The following is a 17514-nucleotide window of genomic DNA, read 5'->3' as shown; positions in this document are numbered from 1 at the left end:
GGGAAGTTGTGCCCGGTGTCGACGTGCAGCAGCGAGAACGGCACCGGCGCCGGCGCGAATGCCTTCAGTGCGAGGTGCAGCATGAGGATGGAGTCCTTGCCGCCGGAGAACAGGATCACCGGCCGCTCGAACTCACCCGCCACCTCACGGAAGATGTGCACCGCCTCCGACTCCAGAGCGTCCAGGTGGCTCACCGCGTACGGAGCTCGGCGGACCGTCGTCGTCATGCCGGTCCCCTTTCGGCCAGCAGCGCGACGGAACGTCCCACGGGCGCGGCCGCCTCTCCGGAAGGGTGGTGGATGGTGAGCAGGGCGTGCACCTCGACGCCGTTGTCCGCGGCGTAGACGTGCGGGACGTCGGCGGGCCACTGGGCGTGGCTGCCGGCCGTGACGAGAACCGGCTGCGCGGCCGGCCCCACCCGGGCGCTTCCCGAGAAGACGGTCACGTGCTCGGTGACGCCGGGCTGATGCGGCGGGGAGACCTGTACGATGCCCGGCCGGATACGGATCCGGTACAGCTCCGAGGCGACGTCGTCGTCGTCGAACGTCTCCAGGAGCGTGGCCGAGACCGCGGCACCGTGGATCTCCACCGGGTGCTCGGGAGGGTCGGGATCGGCGAGCAGTACGGCCAGCGGGACGTCGAGCTGGGCGGAAATGGCGTACAGGGTCTCGAGGGTCGGATTGCGGGTCCCGGTCTCGAGCCCCGACAGCGTCGCCTTGCCGATCGCCGCGCGATGAGCCAGTTCCGACAGCGACAGACCGTAGAGCCGGCGCAGTGTCCTGACACGGCGTCCGACCTCCACGGCGAATAGTTTGGTCATCGTTTTCCCATTCCTTTCCGTTCCGAAAAAGGAACTCAATGTCTCCCGTACGGCGTTCCGGAATCGGAACCAGGAGCGGCCTTGACAGTGAACTCGGCGCCATGGTCATCTGTTTATGGTGAGAGTAAACCTCCTAGTAAAAGGTGGGTCATGACTCAGCAGCTCTCGGATTTCGCCCTTTCCGAAGCGCAACTCAAGCAGTTCAATGAGGACGGATTCATAGGTCCGTTCGACGTCTACGAACCCGAGGAGATGGAGGCCAGTCTGCGGGCTCTGCGGCCCAAGCTGGTCAACACGAAATCCTCGATCTACCGCCAGAGCGGGACGGTCTCCGGCGCCACCAACCTGGCCAACTACGACCGGCACCTGGATGTCGACTTCTTGGCCGACCACATCACGCGACCGCAGATCGTGGGGCCCGTGACGAGCCTGCTCGGGGCCGACGCGCTCTGCTGGCGCACCGAGTTCTTCCCCAAGTACCCCGGGGACGAGGGCACCGACTGGCACCAGGCCGACAACTTCTCCAACGTCGCGGGCTCGAAGTACCCCCAGATCGTGTGGCCCGAGGACGCGGAGTTCGGCGGCACCATCACGGTGTGGACCGCCTTTACCGACGCCACCGTCGAAAACGGTTGCCTGCAGTTCATTCCCGGCTCCCACAAGACCATGAACTACGACGAGTCCAAGGTGATGGAGTACGACGCGAATTCCATCAACAAGAAGGAGAAGGCCGGCGTCAGGCGCGGCTTCTTCGGCTACGACTACCGGCAGCTCCAGAAGGACCCGAACTGGAGTCCGGACGAATCCAAGGCCGTCTCCATGGAGATGCGCAAGGGCCAGTGCATCGTCTTCTGGTCGACGCTCATGCACGCCTCGCACCCGCACAGCGGCCTCACCGACCAGATGCGGCTCGGCTTCGCGGCGCGCTACCTGCCGACGTCCGTCCGCGTCTACCCGTACTCCGACGCGCTGGTGGAGTTCGGTGGCGAGGCGAGTCTGGAGAAGTTCGGCAACGTGCTGGTCGCCGGCAAGGACGAGTACGGACACAACCGCTTCGTCGACCGGACCGTCACCGGTCGTCCCTTCGTCACGCGCTAGGAGGACGTCACGATGTCGAGTACAGAGATCGAGGCCTGGGTCATGAACACCTGCCGGGAGCTGGGGCTCCTGGTGGCCGAGCCCGGCGACGACTTCTTCAACGCGGGCGGGAACTCGCTGACCGCGGTACGGCTCATCGCGAAGGCCGAGGAGCGCTTCGGAGAGGACAGCCTGCCGGCCGACGACCTCTTCGAGCGCAGCGCGGTGGCGGAGATCGCGTCGACGATCCTGACGAACCGGGACCGCTCCCGGGTCCTGGACTGACGGGAGTTCGGCATGGACAGGCTGACCGGCGGTGAGGCGGCGCTCTCGGTGCATCGGCGGATCAACCGCACCACCGTGCCCTACCCGGACGACCGGGGCGTCAAGGAACTCTTCGAGGCGACCGCCGCCCGCCTGCCGGAGGCGACCGCGCTCATCCACCGGGAACGGGTGATCACGTACCGCGACCTGAACCGGGCGGCGAACGGAATCGCCGCGGCGCTGCGGCGACGGGGCGTGAGTCCCGGGGCCGCCGTCGTGGTCGGAGTGGCACGCTCGCCCGAGCTGATCGCGTCGATACTCGCCGTGCTCAAGTGCGGCGGCCACTACGTCCCGGTGGACCTCGCGTGGCCGGCCGAACGCCTTCGCGCGGTCGTCGGGCAGACCGGCGCCGCCCATGTCGTCACGGACGCGTCCGGGCAGGTCGCCCGGGACCTTCCCGGCCTCGCGGTCCTGTCGCCGGACGCCCCGCCGGTGGAGGCCGACCCCGTGCTCCGGACGGGGCCGGACGACCTCGCCTACATCAACTTCACCTCCGGCTCCACCGGTCGGCCCAAGGGCGTGCCCATCCGGCACCGGAGCATCGCACGGCTGGTCTTCGAGGCCCGGTACGCCAGGCTCGGGGAGCGTTCCAGGATCCTCCAGCTCGCGCCGGTCTACTTCGACGCGGCGACCTTCGAGATCTGGGGCGCGCTCCTGCACGGCGGTACCTGCGTGCTCTACCCCTCGCCGCGGATCCGGCTGTCCGAGCTGAAGCGGACCGTCGCCACGCACGGCGTGACCGTTGTCTTCCTGACCACCGCGCTGTTCAACACCGTGGTGGAGGAGGGGCCGGCCGCACTGGACCAGGTCGAGACCGTCCTGACGGGGGGCGAGCTGCACTCGATGCGGCACCTGCGAGAGGCGGTGGCACGATACGGCCCCGGCAAGGTCGTCAACGTCTACGGGCCGACCGAGTGCACGACGTTCGCCACCTGCTTCCCGCTCGACCTGAACCGGCTCCCGGAGTCCGTGACCGATCTCCCGATCGGGCGCCCCCTGCAGAACACCCGCCTGTACGTCGTGGACGGCGACACCCTGTGCCCGCCCGGTACGACCGGCGAGATCTGCCTGGCCGGGCCGGGCCTGTCGCCCGGCTACCTGGACCCACGCGACGCGGCCCGCAGGAACTTCGCCGAGTACGAGATCGACGGAAGCCGCGAACTGCTCTACCGCACCGGCGACCGCGGGCGCCTCCGGGAGGACGGCGAGGTCGTCTTCGAAGGCCGTCTGGACGACCAGGTCAAGATCAACGGCTTTCGGATCGAACTCGGCGAGGTCGCCCATCACCTCAACCGCCACCCCGGGGTGCGGTTCAGCCATGTCGCGGTCGAGGAGAACGGTGCCGGCGAGAAGGGGCTGATCGCCTTCGCGGTACCGCGCGACGAGCGGTGCACGGTGCAGGAGATCACGGAGTTCCTCCACGACCATCTGCCGCGTTACATGATTCCGAAGGCGATCCACCTGCGTGACTCCCTTCCGCTGTCCGGGACCGGAAAGGTGGACCGGCAGGCTCTGGTGATGGAGCGGGCCGGAGGCGGTGCGTCATGAGCCGCGCCTTCTGGGAGTCTCCGCGGCACGCGGAGTTCCGCACGCGGGTCCGCGAGATCCTGCGGAACGCGGTCCTGCCGCACGCCGACCGGTGGGAGGCTCAGGGCCACGTCGACCCCGAGGCGTGGAAGACGCTCGCGGCGCAGGGACTGCTGTCCCACGGACACCACGGCGAGGCTTTCCTCGAAAGCGCGATCCTCCTCGAAGAACTGGGCCGTACCGGCTACGCCGGTGTCCGCGCCGGCGTCGGTGTGCACGCCTACATGGCCACCTCCTACCTCGACCTCTTCGGTACGCCCGCGCAGCGGGAGGCGTACCTGGAGCCGGCCAGACGGGGCGAACGCCTCGCGGCCCTCGCCATCACCGAGGCGGACGCCGGCTCGGACCTCAGCCGACTGCGGACCCGGGCCCGCCCCCGCGAGGGCGGCGGCCTGCTCGTCGACGGCGAGAAGCTCTACGTCGCCAATGGCTCCCAGGCGTCGTTCTTCGTCACACTCGTCAGGACGCGGGACCAGAAGGCGGCGCCACGGGCCCTGACGGGGGTGAGCCTCCTGCTGATCGACGCCGACAGCCCAGGGGTGCGCCGCACCGGACAGCGCATGCTCGGCTGGCGCTCCGCCGACGTCTGCGAGGTCGTCTTCGACAACGTCGCCGTCCCCGAGGACCGCGTGCTCGGCCGCCGCGACCACGCGCTGATGCACATCGTCCAGGGCCTGGACTTCGAGCGGCTGGCCGCCGGTCTCCTGGCGGTCGGCGGCGTCGCGCACTGCCTCGAACTGCTCGAAGAACACATACGGCGTCGCCGGGTCAAGGACACCCCGCTCTACGGCCACCAGGCCGTGCGCCACGCCTTCGCCGAGCTCACCGCCGACCACGACCTGGTCTCCCAGTACGGCCGGCACGCGGCATGGCTGCACAGCCGCGGCGAGTTGGACAGCCGGACGGCGACGGTGCTCAAACTCAAGGCCACCGAACTGGCGGTGCGGGCCGCTCACGTCTGCCTCCAATTCCACGGGGCGCAAGGGTGCCTGGATGAGTCCACGGCGGCCCGGCTCTACCGCGACGCCTCGGCGGGCACGATCGCGGCCGGTGCCAGTGAGCTGCTACGCGATCTGATCTGACGCGGCGAGCGGCGCCCGCCGACCGGTGAAGCGGGCGTCCGTGAACCGGGCCGCCCGGCCGATCGACGTCGCGACCTGGGCCCGCGAACCGACGTCGAGCTTCTTGAAGATCCGGCCCAGGTGGGTTTCCACGGTCTTGTGGCTGAGTTTGAGCGCGCGGGCGATCTGCTGGTTCGTGTAGCCGTCGCTGACCAGTACCGAGATCTCCTGCTCCCGGCTGCTCAGTCTGGCCAGCCGGGCATCGGCCGAATGCTGCGGCGTGCTGGAGGCGAGATCGGCCGCGTGCTCCAGATAGCCGTGCGCCCCGCGCCCCCGCAGCAGTACCCTCGCCTCGTCGAGCTGGCTGCGGGCGATCGAAGAGTCGATACCGGCCCAGGCCGCCGCGACTGCCAGATGGGCGCGGACCACGTCGAGCGGCCGGCCGGCCCGGGTGAGCGTGACGACCGCGCTGGAGGCGAAGACCGCGGCCCTCAAGGGATCGGTGACGCGGTGGTGGTGGGCACGGGCCAGCAGCGCCAGCCCTGTGGCGCCTGGCAACTGGAGGCGGCCGGCTGCCTCTTCGGCAGCGGTGGCCCACCGTCCCGCCTCGGTGGCCGAACCCCGCCGTTCGCCTTCCAGCCGGGCGAGGACCTCGGCGACGGCGGGGAGCTGCGAGACGACCGGGAAGGACGCGGCGCGTCGCACGGTCCCCGCCGCCACGAGTTCCCTGCACAGCTCCTGGTCGCCGGTGTCGAAGGTCGTCTCCAGCAGGGACAGGCGGATCCGGTCGGCCCAGGGCTCACGCCACGCCTCCACCCGCTGCGCGGCCTCGCGCGCCGCGCGCAGGGCGGCCGTCCGGTCACCGCTGATCCACGCCGCCCGGGCGAGTCCGGCGCCGGCCTCGGCCAGCAGGCAGTCGCCCCCGATACGGGCCGCGGCGCGCATCGCCCGGTGACCCGCCTCGATCGCCAGGTCGACGCGCCCCAGCCGCAGCCGCACCTCGGCCAGCCCGGTGGCGAACCGGGGTACCAGGTAGTCGAGTTCGTGCGCCGCCGCGATGCCCAGACCGCGCTCGAAGTGACGTGCGGCCTCCGCGTCCCGCTCCAGCCGTGCCAGGGACCTGGCCAGCCAGTACACGATGTCGAGTCGTCCGATCAGGGCGGTGTCGTCGACACCGTCGACCAGATCGGCGACCTGGGCGTGCCGCACCGCGGCCTGCGCGGTGCGGCCCTCGTCCGCGTCCTGGGCACCGAGTAGCGCCCAGGCGTATCCACGGGCCAGCGGGTCGGGCAGGCCGGTGGCCCACCGCACCGCGGTCGGTTCCCCGCCGGGTGGCGGACTGCCGCGTTCGAGGGCCGCCGCGAGCCGCGCCAGGTCGATGAGTGCGAGCGCCTCGGGTTCGCCCGCCACCTCCGGACGCACCGCTTCGAGCAGCGACTCGGCGAGGGAGTACCGGCCGAGCAGGCGCTGGGCCCGGGCCCGCCAGTCGGCCGCCTCCGCCCGCAGGACGAGCGGTACGCCGGCGCCGGGGGAGGAGGTCCGGTCCAGGACGTCGAGGGCCTCGCCCGGCCTGCCCGCGACGACCAGTGCCTTGCCCGTGCGCACGCGCTGTTCGTACAGCAGGATCGTGTCCCCGAGGTCGGAGAAGGCGTCCCGCGGCAGCAGTCCCGAGCGGACCCGGTCGGCCGCCGGCGTGCCGTGCGGAACCGGTCTGCCCTGGGTGTGGACGCACGGGGAGGGGAGTCCGATGAGCCCGGCGGCCGCGGTGTGCGCGGCGAGCCGCCACCGCTCACCGGTGGTGTGATAGGCCGTCGCCCGCAGCAGGGAGTGACGGAAGCGGTAGTGGGCCGCCGGTTCGGCCGGCCGGAGGATGTCCTCCCGCAGCAGTTCCGCGACGGCTGCCGCGAGACGCTCGTCGGGCAGCCCGGTGACGGACCGCACCTCCTGGAGTGTGAACGCGTCGCCGAGGACCGCGGCGAACTGCGCGGCGAGCCAGCCGTCGTCGGACACGGCGCGGAACTCGTCCAGGAAACGGGTGAACGGTGCCAGCCCCGGGGCGTCCGGCGCGGTGCCCCCGTGGGCACGGGGGGAGGCCGCCAGAGCGAGCAGCAGCCCAGGATTGCCGTCCGCACGGTCGAGCAGGGACCGGCGCAGCGGCCGAGGCGTACCGTCGGGCAGGAGCGCGGCGAGTTCCCGCTCGGGCAGGGGACCGAGTTCGATCCTGCGTGCCCGCGCTGCGGAGGCGAGCAGTCCGCGCAGACGCAGCGGTGACTGCCGGTCGCGATGGGCGATCACGATCGTCAGCCGGGCGTCGGGCGGCCTGCGCACCAGCCCCTCCAGCAGTTCGTACGAGGCCGGGTCCGCCCAGTGGACGTCGTCCAGCGCGATCACCAGACCGCACGGGCCCGCCAGTGCGCGTATCAGCTGCCGCATGGCCGGCACCATCGGTCCGGCCGGAGCCGCGCCACCGGCCGGGGCGGTGTCCGGCCCGGCCGAGGGGTCCAGCGCGGGGAACACCCGGCCCAGCGCACGCCGGTAGGCGACCGGAACGTGCCGCAGGACCGTCTCGCACCGTTCCGCGAGGATCTCCTCGAAGGCGTCGGAGAAGAGCTGGAGAGGGGCGGTGGTGGAAGGGGGGCCCGCCGCGGCATGCGCGACGGACCAGCCCCGCCTCCTGGCGTCCTCGACCAGGCGGTGCAGCGTCCGGGTCTTTCCCGTCCAGGGTTCGCCCGGGATCTCCACGAGGGTGGGCGCCCCGCCGTGCGGGTCGAACAGGGACGCCGTGTCCGCGGTCGCGGACCGGCCGGCCGAGGCCGGCCGCGCGGGCGCCCGGTCATCCTCCATGGACGACGATCTCCTCCTGGGGCCGGGACGCGGAGACTCCCGCCGCCCCCGACGGCTGCTGCTCGCCGGCCATCGCGCGCCGCAGACTCAGCGGCCGCATGTCGGTCCAGTGCGCTTCTATGTACTCCAGGCACTGCTCCTTCGGGGCCGGGTCCCCGACGGCACGCCAGCCGGCCGGGACCGCCTTTCCCTCGGGCCAGATCGAGTACTGCTCCTCTTCGTTGATGACAACGATGTGGCGCTCGAGCCTGTCGGTGGACACACTCATCTCCCTACATACCGTCTGGACATACCGTCTGGGGCACCTGCAGGTGTGGGCTGTGGAGCAGCCCCCGTGAGCCGATTCCTGGGAAGCGTAGAACCCGGGTCCTCAAGAAGGGCTCGTGAGTCGCCCTAGGTCCGCGTCGGCCGCACGCCGAGAAGGGTCCGAAGCTCGCAGGCGATCTCGGCAGTGCGGTCGAGGAGATAGAAATGACCGCCCGGGTGGACGGACAGGGATGCGGGAGCGTCGGTGACGTCCGACCAGGCCCGTGCGTCCGCGGGGGAGACGCGAGGGTCGTCGCCCCCGGTCATGGCCACGACCGGGCAGCTCAGCGGTGCGGCCCGGGCGGCACGGTAGGACTCCACGGCCTCGAAGTCGGCACGGAGCGCGGGGAGTGCCAGTTGCAGCAGTGCGGGATGCTCCGGCGGCAGGGCGTCGGCGCTGCCCAGGTTCCTCACCTCGGCGAGGATGGCGGCGTCACCGAGGTGGTGGAAGGACGGCCCGGGCGGCAGGAACGGGCCGCGCCGGGCCGAGGCGACGAGCAGGGAGGCGGGGCGGCCGTCGGCCTCCAGCCGGCGCGCGAGTTCGAAGGCGGCGACGGCGCCCATGCTGTGTCCGAAGAGGGCGAGGGGCGTGGTGTCCTCGGGATCGAGCAGGCGCAGGAGGGTGTCCGCGAGGGGTTCGATGGACCTGAGGGCCGGTTCCCCGCGCCGGTCCTGACGGCCGGGGTACTGCACGGCCAGGACGTTCACGAGCGGCGAGAGGGCGTGCGAGAGGGGGAGGTAGAAGCCGGCCGAGCCACCCGCGTGCGGCAGGCAGAGCAGCCGCGGGACACCCGGACCCGCCGGACGGAACTGCCGTATCCAGAGGTCGCGTTCGGCCGCGGCTGGGTCGGTCATCGGCACAGGGCGGACTCGGTGAGGGCCCGGCGGTAGAAGAGCTGCGCGTCGTCCTCGTCAAGCAGACCGGACGCACCGTGCAGTTGCAGGGACTCCGTCGCGGTGTCCACCGCCAGTTCACGGGCCAGACGCAGCCCGTGGACCGGGTGGTCCCCGCGGTGGACGAGGCTGCGTACGGCCTCCAGCCGGGCGGACAGCGCCGCCAGGCGGAAGGCGACGGACTGGTGCCCGCCGAGCGGTCGGCCGAAGACGGTCCTGCGGCGCGCGTGCACCGAGGCGAGATCAAGGGCGCCGCGGCTCAGGCCGGCCAGATAGGCGGCCTGCCGGGAGCGGATCCGGTCGGTCAGGATCTGCGGGTCGGGGAGCCGGCCGGACAGCAAGGTCGGCACGTCGCCCGCCACGTCGACGCCGAAGAGGCCGCCGCGGCCGAGGTCGGAGTGCTCGTCGAGCCGGACCCCGGCCCGGTCCAGCTCGATCACGGTCAACTCGGCCCCGTCGACGGTGACCAGGAGGTCTGCCTGGTCCGCGCAGCGGACGAAGCGCCGGTCGGGTCCGGCGTACGCGGCCGCGAGGTCGCCGCAGCGCAGCGCTTCGAGCACGGAGGTCGTCCCGGGAGAGACGGGGAGCGCGGCGAGTGCCTCCACGGCCGCCACGGTGTCGAGGTAGGGCCCGCGGTAGAGCGTCTCGCCCAGCAGTTCGGCGACCGGCACGGCGGCGTGCACGTCGCGCAGGGCGCCCGCCCCCGCCAGGGCCGCCCAGACGGCGCCCTGGACGGTCGCCGACTCCTCGGACAGCGGGCGTTCACCCAGCCTGCGCAGCACGGGTCGCAACTCGGGGGAGAAGATGTCGGTCAGCGAAGCGGCGGTGGTCGTCACAGCATCTCCAGGTGAGACGTCGCGATGGTGCGCAGCATGACCTCGGACGTTCCCGAGGCGAGGGTGAGCGTCGGTGCGTAGCGCAGCGCCCGTTCGACGCGGCCGAGGTCCGGCGCGTCGCGGTCCTGGTTGGTCAGCAGGCCCTCCCGGCCGCGCAGTTCGAGACAGAAGCGGGCCACCTCACGTGCCTGCTCGGTGACGTACCACTTCGACATCGCGGCCAGCACCGGATCGGCCCGGCCCGCGTCCAGCTCCGTCACCATCCGCCAGGCGAGCGCGTGCCCGGCCGACAGCCGGGCGTCCAGCTCGGCGTAGCGGTCCCGCAGGTCCTCGGGCACCGCGTCGGCCGCCGAGTCGAGCCAGTGGCGGATCTTGGCGTGGAAGTCGATGCCCGTCCGCTCCAGCACGAGCAGTTCGCTGATCATCCTCCAGCCGTCGTCCACCTCGCCGAGGACGTCGTCGCGGGTCAGCCGGACGCCGTCGATGGAGATCTCGCAGAAGGCGTCGTCGGTGAGGTTGGACAGCGTGCGGATCGTCACGCCGGGGGAGCGCAGCGGGAGCAGGAAGAGTCCGATGCCGGGCATGGGTCCCGGCACGGTGACCGCCGCGCACAGCGCCGTATCGGCGAAGCCCGACTTCTGGTTGAACACCTTGGTGCCGTACAGCCGCCAGGCGCCGTCACCGTCGGGCTCCGCCCGAGTGGTCATCCGCCCGAGGTCGGACCCCGCCTGCGGCTCCGTGAACAGGACGGTGGCGATCTGCTCGCCGCGGGCCAGCGCCGGCAGCAGCCGGGCGCGCTGGGCGTCGGTACCGCTGTCGAGGACGAAGCGCCCCACGATGTCGACGCTCAAGACGTGTGCGTCGTCCGGCACACCGGCGAGGATCATCTCCTCGGTGACCACGGCGGCCTCGTGGTGCCCGAGCCCACGGCCGCCGTAGCGCTCCGGCCAGCTCGGCGCGAGCCAGCCCCGCTCGCCCAGCAGGCGGTAGGTCTCCAGCAGCCCGGGCTCGTTCCCGGGGGGAAGCCGCCGGAGCCGCCCGACCTCCTCCTGGACGACCGGCGAGCGCAGCAGGGCGCGCACTTCGGTGCGGAAGGCCCGCTGCGCCGGGGTGGGGCGGGTGTCGGGCACATCGGCCACGGTCAGGTTCGTCGTGCTCATTTCGTCCTCCCGAGCAACAGGGTGCCGAGCGTCCGGGCCGACTCCGCGACCTGCGGCGGGCGCATCATCGCGTAGTGATCGCCGGGCACGTCGTGCCGGACGACCGGCCCGCTGGTCCAGGTCCTCCAGGCGTCGACGACGGACGCGTCGGAGGTCTCCGCGAGCACCAGATCGATCTGCCCGTCGTACCGCTCGGGCCGCCACACCGCGGCCGTCGCGACGATCGTGCGGAAGACCTCCATCCGGCGTTTCAGCAGGGATGCGGATCCGGTCGGCACCAGCCCCGCCGCCTTGAGCGCGTCCATGACCCGGTCGGCCTGTGCCGTCTCGTCCAGCGCGGCCAGTTCCGCGACGGAGCCCGCCGGCGGCTGCTGCCCCGCCGTCAGTGCGACGTTCTCGGCGAACATGGCGCGCAGCAGCGCCGCGTCCGGTTCCTCCTCCAGCACGGCCGGCCCCTGGGTGTCGAGCAGTGCGAGCAGGGCGACCTCCCTGCCGCGCTCGCGCAGCCGCACCGCGGTCGCGTGGGCGAGGACGCCGCCGACCGACCAGCCGACGAGTCGGTACGGCCCTTCGGGCGACACCTCGCACACAGCGTCGGCGTAGGCCTCGGCCATCTCGGCCACGGTCCGCGGCAGGGCGCCCCGGTCCAGCCCCGGCACCGAGATCCCCTGACAGGGGATGCCGTCCGGCAGCTCACGGCAGAGCGCCCCGTACGCCAGGGGCGATCCGCTGCTCTCGTGGACGAAGAAGACCGGGGCGTGCCCGCCGCTGCCCGACAGCAGGGGCATCACGAGATCCGCCGGCCTGTCGGGAGACCGCCCGGCCGGCACCCTCGCGGTGGACCGGGCACCGGGGTCGGCCGCCCGTCTGGTGCGCAGGCGGTCCAGCAACTCGGACCGCCGGTCGGGCGACAGCATGGCCAGGCGCGCGCGCAGCTCGGTGTCCGTCACCGGGTCTCCAGATCGTCGAGCAACTCGGCCAGCAGGCCCTCGTCGGCCGCGGCCAGCTCCTCGCTCTCGACGAGCGCGGCGAGACCGGCGACGGTGGACGCGCGGAAGAAGGCCCGCAGTTCCAGCGCCACTCCGAAGGCCTCGCGCACCCGCGACGTGATCTGGGTGATCCGCAGGGAGTTGCCGCCCAGGGCGAAGAAGTCGTCGTGCACCCCGAAGTCGCTGGTGCCCAGCACCTCGCTCCAGATCTCCGCGAGACGCGTCTCCGTCGGGGTGCGCGGCTCCGTTCGTTCGGACACGGCGGGACGTTCGGGATCGGGCAGCCTCGCGTGGTCGATCTTTCCGTTGGCGTTCAGCGGGAAGGCGTCCAGGGCCACGAAGGAGGAGGGGACCAGGCCGGCGGGCAGCACGGCGGACAGGGCAGCGCGCAGGGCCGTGGTGTCGGGGGCGGCGCCGTCCGCCGTCACGAGGTGGGCGACGAGGGAGCCGTCCCGCAACGTCACCAGGGCCTGCCGTACCCCCGGTTGACCGGTGAGCACGGCCTCGATCTCGCCCGGCTCGACGCGCAGGCCGCGCACCTTGAGCTGGCGGTCCGCCCGCCCGAGGAAGGTGAGGACACCGTCCGAGCGCCGGACGGCGAGGTCACCGGTGCGGTAGACCCGGCTGCCCGGCGGGCCGAACGGGTCGGGGAGGAACCTCTCGGCGGTCAGTCCCGGACGGCCCAGGTAGCCGCGGGCCACCCCGGTCCCGCCGACGTACAGTTCACCGGGCACTCCGTCGGGGGCCAGGTCGCCGCGCTCGTCGACGACGTAGGCCCGGTAGCCGGCCAGTGGCAGACCGATGGGTGGGGGACCGTCCAGTACGCCGGGCACGAGGTGGTCGATGCAGGCCACGGTCGCCTCGGTGGGACCGTAGGCGTTGTGGAACTCCCGGCCGGGGATGTTCCACCGGTTGACCAGGTCCCCCGGGTAGGGCTCCAGGCCCACGAACAGGGCCCGCAGGTCGGGGAAGGCGCCGGCGTCCAGTTCGGCGAGGATCGTCGGCGGCAGGTCGGTGACCGTGACCGCCGTGGTGCGCATCAGATCGGCGAGCCGGCCGAAGTCGTGCAGCACCTCGACCGGGGCTTGGACGAGCGCCGCGCCGCTGGTGAGCGCCGAGAAGAAGTCGAAGACGCTGACGTCGAAGGCGGGATTGGCGAACTGCAGCACGCGGTCGCCCGGCCCGAGCCGGAAGGTCCCGACGATGGTGAGCACGAACTCGACCACCTGCCGGTGCTCCACCACCACGCCCTTGGGGCGGCCCGTGGAGCCCGAGGTGTAGATGACGTACGCCGCCGACGCGTCGTCGATCGCCGGCGCGGGATCCCGGTCCGGGCGATCGGTGTCCGCCGCGTCCCCGGCGTCCAGCAGCACGGGGGTCACGCCCTCGGGCAGCAGTCCGGCGAGGGCGGCCACGGTCACCACGGTCCGGCAGTCGGCGTCGCCGAGCATCCAGGCGATACGGTCCGTCGGGTAGCCGGGATCGAGCGGCAGGTAGGCGGCACCGCTCTTGAGTACCGCGAGCAGCGCGGCGGGCAGGTCGGGGCCCCGGGGCAGCAGCACGCCGACGATTCCGCCGACACCGGCGAGCCGCCGGGCCAGACGGTCGGCGCGGGCGTCCAGCTCGCCGTAGGAGACGGTGACGCCCTCGAACAGGCAGGCCGGGGCATCGGGATCGGCGCCCGCGCGCTCCTCGAAAAGCTGGTGGAGCAGCCGGCCGCGCGCACCGGGTGCGGCCGGGCCGGTGCTGTGGCGCACGGCCAGGGCCCGCCGGTCGGGGCCGAGCAGATCGAGGCGGGACAGCCGGACCGCGGGATCGGCGCACACCTGGTCGAGTACGGCGGCGTACTGCGCGAGCAGCGCCTCGACGCGTTCGGCGTCGAAGAGGTCGGTGGCGTACTCGGCCCACAGGTCGAGGCCCTCACCCGGGACCTCGGTGACCTGCACGGCGAGATCGAACCGGGCGGTGCCCTGACCGACGGGCTCGGGTACGACGCGCAGGGCGCCCGCCCCACCGCTGCCGACGGTCGCGTTCTGCAGCGTGAAGGAGACCTGGAAGAGCGGGTTCCGACTGGTGTCGCGCTCCGGACGCAGCTCCCTGACGAGGCGGTCGAAGCCGAGGCCCTGGTGGAGGTGGGCGCCCAGCACGGTCTCCCTGGTGCGGGCGACCAGTTCGCTGAACGCCGGGTCACCGCCGGTGTCGGTGCGCAGCACGAGGGTGTTCGCGAAGAAGCCGATGAGCCGTTCGACGTCGGGGTGGTCTCGTCCGGAGAAGACCGAACCGACCACCACGTCCTTGGCCCCGGTGTAGCAGGAGAGCAGGGCGTTGAACGCCGCCAGCAGCACGCTGAGCAGTGTCGCCTGCTCGGCACGCGCCAACTCGCCGAGCCGCGTGCGCAGTCCGTCGGGCAGGCGCAGGACGGCGGTGGCGCCGCGGAAGCTCTGCTCGGCCGGGCGTGGCCGGTCGGTGGGCAGGTCGAGGGTCGGCAGTCCGGCGAGCCGTTCCCGCCAGTAGGCCAGCAGCCGCTCGGTCGACTCGGCCGACGCCCGCTCCCGTTCCCAGGCGGCGAAGTCCGCGTACTGAACGGGGAGTTGCGGAAGATCCGGCGTGGTCCCGGCGACCGCGGCGGCGTAGCAGGCCGTCAGCTCCGAGACCAGGATGCCGGTGGACCAGCCGTCGGTCGCGATGTGGTGCACACACAGGACGAGCACGTGCTCCTCGGGCGCGAGACGGATCAGCCGCGCGCGCAGCAGTGGGCCCCGGGCCAGGTCGAAGGCGCCCGTGGCCACGTCGTGAGCGAGGGCGCGGGCCTCCTCCTCGGCGTCGGGCCTACCCGTCAGGTCGGTCAGGGGGATGTCCACGCGAGCCGGGGCCGGATCGACGATCTGGTGCGGCACGCCGTGCTCTTCGCTGTAGCGGGTGCGCAGGCTCTCGTGCCGTCCGACGACGGCGGTGAGGGCGTCGATCAGCTTCCCGTGGTCCAGCTGCCCCGACAGCCGCAATCCCAGGGGGGAGTTGTAGACGGGCTGCCCCGGCGTCCACTTGTCGAGGAACCAGAGCCGCTGCCCGGCGAAGGACAGTGCGAGCGGGCGGTCCCGTGGAACCGGGGCGATACGCGTGGGGGCGTCGCGGCGTGCGCCCAGCTCCTTCAGCAGGCGTCTGGCCTCGGCGACGTCACCAGTGGCGGTGCGAGCGGTGCGGACACGAGCCGGGATCGGCCCGGCTTCGAACCTCGGCATGCTGCATCTCCTCTGCGCAGACTCCTGGTGCCAGGCAACTGTGGCCCGCGCGGCGCCCGGCGGCTATCGGGACTTCTCCCGACTGGCCGGACCCGGCCCCGATGTCCCAACGTGGCCCGGACGCTCCCCGGAGCTGGAGCCCGAAGTGAGGTGGTGCACCGGTGCCGATCCGAAGTGAGCGGCGAGCGGATCCGCGAGCGGCCCGACAGGACGGCGGCGACTTCCGGCGCCTGTGGGCCGGCGACGCGGTGTCCCAACTCGGCTCGCAGATAACCCTTTTCGCGCTTCCCTACACCGCGGTGACCGCGCTGCACGCCTCGGCCGGCCAGATCGGCCTGCTGCAGGCCCTCTACACGCTGCCGTTCCTGCTGGTGCCGCTGCCGGCCGGGGTGTGGCTGGAGAACCGTACCCGTCGGCCGGTGCTCATCGTGACGAGCCTGCTCAGTGCCGCCCTGGTCCTCTCGGTCCCGGTGGCCGGCGCGTTCGGGTCGCTCGGCCTGGCGCACCTCTACGCCATCGCCCTGCTGGGCGGAGCCGGGGCGGTCGTCTCCGACATCGCCAAGCTGTCCCTGGTCCCTCAGCTGGTCGCCGCCGACCGGCTGGCCTCGGCCAACAGCAGACTGAACGTCGGACTCGCCGTCGGCGGCACCGCCGGCCCCGGCCTCGCCGGCTGGCTGACCGCGCTGGTGGGCGCCTCCAACGCCCTGGTCCTGGACGCGCTGTCCTACCTGTGGAGCGCGTTCATGACGGGGCGGCTGCGGCACCGGGAGCCCCCGCCCACCACCCGACGCACCGCTCGCGACCTGCCGAAGGAGGTACGGGAGGGGCTCCGGGCGGTCTTCGGGACACCCAGCGTGCGCAACATCGCGCTGCACGCGGCGATCAACAACGCCGGTGTCCAGCTCCTGAACGTCGTCCTCGTCATCCACCTCGTCAAGGACCGCGGATACGGCAGCGCCGCCTACGGCCTGGTCCTGGTCTGCGGCGGAGTGGGCGCCGTTCTGGGCACCCTGGCCGCTCCCCGGCTCATCCGGAGCCTCGGCTACGGCCGGGCCATGCTCGGCACCCTCGCGGTCACGGTGAACGCCTTCTGGATCCTCCCGCTCGCGGACGGCCCGCGCGTCCTGATCGTCGCGTCGTTCGCTCTGGCCCTCGGCATCACCTCGGCGGGCACGGGCGTCGGCGGCGTCGTGAGCGTGACGGTGCGGCAGCTCCTGACGCCTCCCGGTCTCCACGCCCGGATGAACGCCAGCTACCGCATGGCCACCTTCGGGACCATCCCGGTGGGAGCCCTGCTGGGCGGCGTCCTGGTGGAGGCACTGGGGGCGCGAGCGGCACTGTGGACGGTTCCGCTGGTGTTCACGCTGTCCGTGCTGCCCCTCGGGCACCGCACCGTGCGCTCGCTCGGCAAGGCCCCCGCGCACCCGGAGCGGGACGCCCTCGAGACGCGGACCTGAGAGCCCGGTCGCCGTGCGGCTACCGGGACCCGGCCGGGCGCAGCCGGTGCTCGTGCAGAGCCTCGTAGAACGGCAGGTGGTGCCGGAGGTAGGAGGACAGCACCGGGTGCGCCGCCGGGTCCGTCCCATGGCGGCGCCGCTGCGTGCGGAAGCCGGCCGACGCACTGGCCTCGGCGTGCCAGTGGGAGGTGCGCTGCCACTCTTCACGCTCCCCGGGCCGCCAGTTCAGCGCTTCGGGCAGGAACGGGATGCCGACCGCGGCGCAGTACGCCGCGACCAGACCGGGGGCGTCCTCGACCAGGTCGGAGGAGTCGATGACGACCGGCGGCCGGGAGCACCGCGCGGCGACCGCCCGATGGATCTCGAACTGCGCCTCGCCGCCGATCTGGTGGAGCCGCACATCCGGGTTGAGCGCGTAGTAGGAGGCGATGGTCTCCGCGGGGTGGCGGACGATGAACGTGTGCGTGGCGTCGCGGCCGAGGAAGGCCTCGTCGTCGAGGAGCGCGGGATAGCGCTCGTCGGTCGTGTCCTTGAAGAAGACCGGTTTGGACCGGGCCAGCTCCCGGATGGCGTCGGGCAGCTCCGTCTCCTTCTCCACCGTCCGGCCACCCACCTGCACGCTGCCGAACTCGGCGAGGTTGGAGAAGGGTTCGTGCAGCACATGACAGTCTCCGCGCTCGGCCATCATCCGGAAGAAGGCCGTGGAGCGGCTGCGCGGCATGCTCCACAGCGCGATGATGCGCGGCCCGTCCTCGGACTCGTCCCACCTGGTCACCGTCACGGTCATCCCCTCGCCGGCCTGCCGGTTGCGCCGAGAAGTCTGGCACGAAGCAGCGCCCCGCAGGCCGGGTCGACCGCGTTCGCCGCGTAGGGGAACTCCCCGACTGTCCGGCCCCCGTGGGGACTGCGAACCTCGAACC

At 72.4% G+C, this 17514-nt stretch carries 15 protein-coding genes; 5 read left to right on the top strand and 10 right to left on the bottom strand.

Annotated elements, in window-relative coordinates; all coding sequences use genetic code 11:
• A partial coding sequence (locus IE108_RS32845; protein ID WP_189397823.1) for a phosphoadenosine phosphosulfate reductase domain-containing protein occupies positions 1 to 227 on the bottom strand: 227 nt, incomplete at its 3' end.
• On the bottom strand, positions 224 to 820 hold the full coding sequence (locus tag IE108_RS32840; protein ID WP_064732159.1) for a helix-turn-helix domain-containing protein: 597 nt from the start codon (positions 818 to 820) through the stop codon (positions 224 to 226). The genes IE108_RS32840 and IE108_RS32845, both read right to left, overlap by 4 nt.
• Positions 821 to 970: 150 nt before the next feature.
• On the opposite strand from IE108_RS32840, the gene IE108_RS32835 reads away from it, so the two are divergent.
• From IE108_RS32835 to IE108_RS32820, 4 genes are read left to right on the top strand one after another with little or no spacing between them, the layout of a single operon-like run.
• Positions 971 to 1918 (top strand): chlorinating enzyme, encoded by a 948-nt coding sequence (locus IE108_RS32835; protein WP_064732158.1) that lies wholly within the window; start codon positions 971 to 973, stop codon positions 1916 to 1918.
• A gap of 12 nt (positions 1919 to 1930) precedes the next feature.
• A complete protein-coding gene (locus tag IE108_RS32830; protein ID WP_064732157.1) occupies positions 1931 to 2182 on the top strand; it encodes a phosphopantetheine-binding protein in 252 nt (83 codons plus the stop codon).
• 12 nt (positions 2183 to 2194) lie between these two features.
• Positions 2195 to 3769 (top strand): amino acid adenylation domain-containing protein, encoded by a 1575-nt coding sequence (locus IE108_RS32825; RefSeq protein ID WP_064732156.1) that lies wholly within the window; start codon positions 2195 to 2197, stop codon positions 3767 to 3769.
• A complete protein-coding gene (locus IE108_RS32820; RefSeq protein WP_064732155.1) occupies positions 3766 to 4890 on the top strand; it encodes an acyl-CoA dehydrogenase family protein in 1125 nt (374 codons plus the stop codon). The genes IE108_RS32825 and IE108_RS32820 overlap by 4 nt, the downstream gene beginning before the upstream one ends.
• On the opposite strand, the gene IE108_RS32815 is transcribed toward IE108_RS32820, so the two are convergent.
• The 7 genes from IE108_RS32815 to IE108_RS32785 form a co-directional block, all read right to left on the bottom strand.
• Positions 4873 to 7713 carry an ATP-binding protein gene (locus tag IE108_RS32815; protein ID WP_064732154.1) on the bottom strand — a complete coding sequence of 947 codons (2841 nt, stop codon included), beginning with the start codon at positions 7711 to 7713 and terminating at the stop codon, positions 4873 to 4875. The genes IE108_RS32820 and IE108_RS32815 overlap by 18 nt on opposite strands.
• Positions 7703 to 7981 (bottom strand): MbtH family protein, encoded by a 279-nt coding sequence (locus IE108_RS32810; RefSeq protein WP_064732153.1) that lies wholly within the window; start codon positions 7979 to 7981, stop codon positions 7703 to 7705. Before IE108_RS32810 ends, IE108_RS32815 begins: the two co-directional genes overlap by 11 nt.
• A gap of 125 nt (positions 7982 to 8106) precedes the next feature.
• Positions 8107 to 8874 (bottom strand): thioesterase II family protein, encoded by a 768-nt coding sequence (locus IE108_RS32805; protein ID WP_064732488.1) that lies wholly within the window; start codon positions 8872 to 8874, stop codon positions 8107 to 8109.
• Positions 8871 to 9749, bottom strand: coding sequence for an acyl-CoA dehydrogenase family protein (locus IE108_RS32800; RefSeq protein ID WP_064732152.1), 879 nt, complete (start codon positions 9747 to 9749; stop codon positions 8871 to 8873). The genes IE108_RS32805 and IE108_RS32800 overlap by 4 nt, the downstream gene beginning before the upstream one ends.
• Positions 9746 to 10909, bottom strand: coding sequence for an acyl-CoA dehydrogenase family protein (locus IE108_RS32795; RefSeq protein ID WP_079163885.1), 1164 nt, complete (start codon positions 10907 to 10909; stop codon positions 9746 to 9748). The genes IE108_RS32800 and IE108_RS32795 overlap by 4 nt, the downstream gene beginning before the upstream one ends.
• Positions 10906 to 11859, bottom strand: a complete 954-nt coding sequence (locus tag IE108_RS32790) for a thioesterase domain-containing protein (protein WP_064732151.1) — start codon at positions 11857 to 11859, stop codon at positions 10906 to 10908. Before IE108_RS32790 ends, IE108_RS32795 begins: the two co-directional genes overlap by 4 nt.
• Entirely contained in the window at positions 11856 to 15137 is a 3282-nt protein-coding gene (locus IE108_RS32785; RefSeq protein WP_064732150.1) for a non-ribosomal peptide synthetase, read from the bottom strand. The genes IE108_RS32790 and IE108_RS32785 overlap by 4 nt, the downstream gene beginning before the upstream one ends.
• Positions 15138 to 15298: 161 nt before the next feature.
• Here IE108_RS32785 and IE108_RS32780 point away from each other — a divergent pair, with 161 nt between their 5' ends.
• Positions 15299 to 16594: an MFS transporter gene (locus IE108_RS32780; RefSeq protein ID WP_064732149.1), complete on the top strand. Its 1296-nt coding sequence runs from the start codon at positions 15299 to 15301 to the stop codon at positions 16592 to 16594.
• 19 nt (positions 16595 to 16613) lie between these two features.
• Here IE108_RS32780 and IE108_RS32775 read toward each other — a convergent pair whose 3' ends face one another.
• Positions 16614 to 17375, bottom strand: a complete 762-nt coding sequence (locus IE108_RS32775; protein WP_226487548.1) for a sulfotransferase-like domain-containing protein — start codon at positions 17373 to 17375, stop codon at positions 16614 to 16616.
• Positions 17376 to 17514: the final 139 nt, after the last annotated feature.

The sequence above is a fragment of the Streptomyces parvulus genome, from assembly GCF_014648855.1.
Lineage (GTDB): Bacteria > Actinomycetota > Actinomycetes > Streptomycetales > Streptomycetaceae > Streptomyces > Streptomyces parvulus.
The sequence above is the reverse complement of the archived record's forward strand: the minus strand, read 5'-3'. Positions and strand labels throughout refer to the sequence as shown.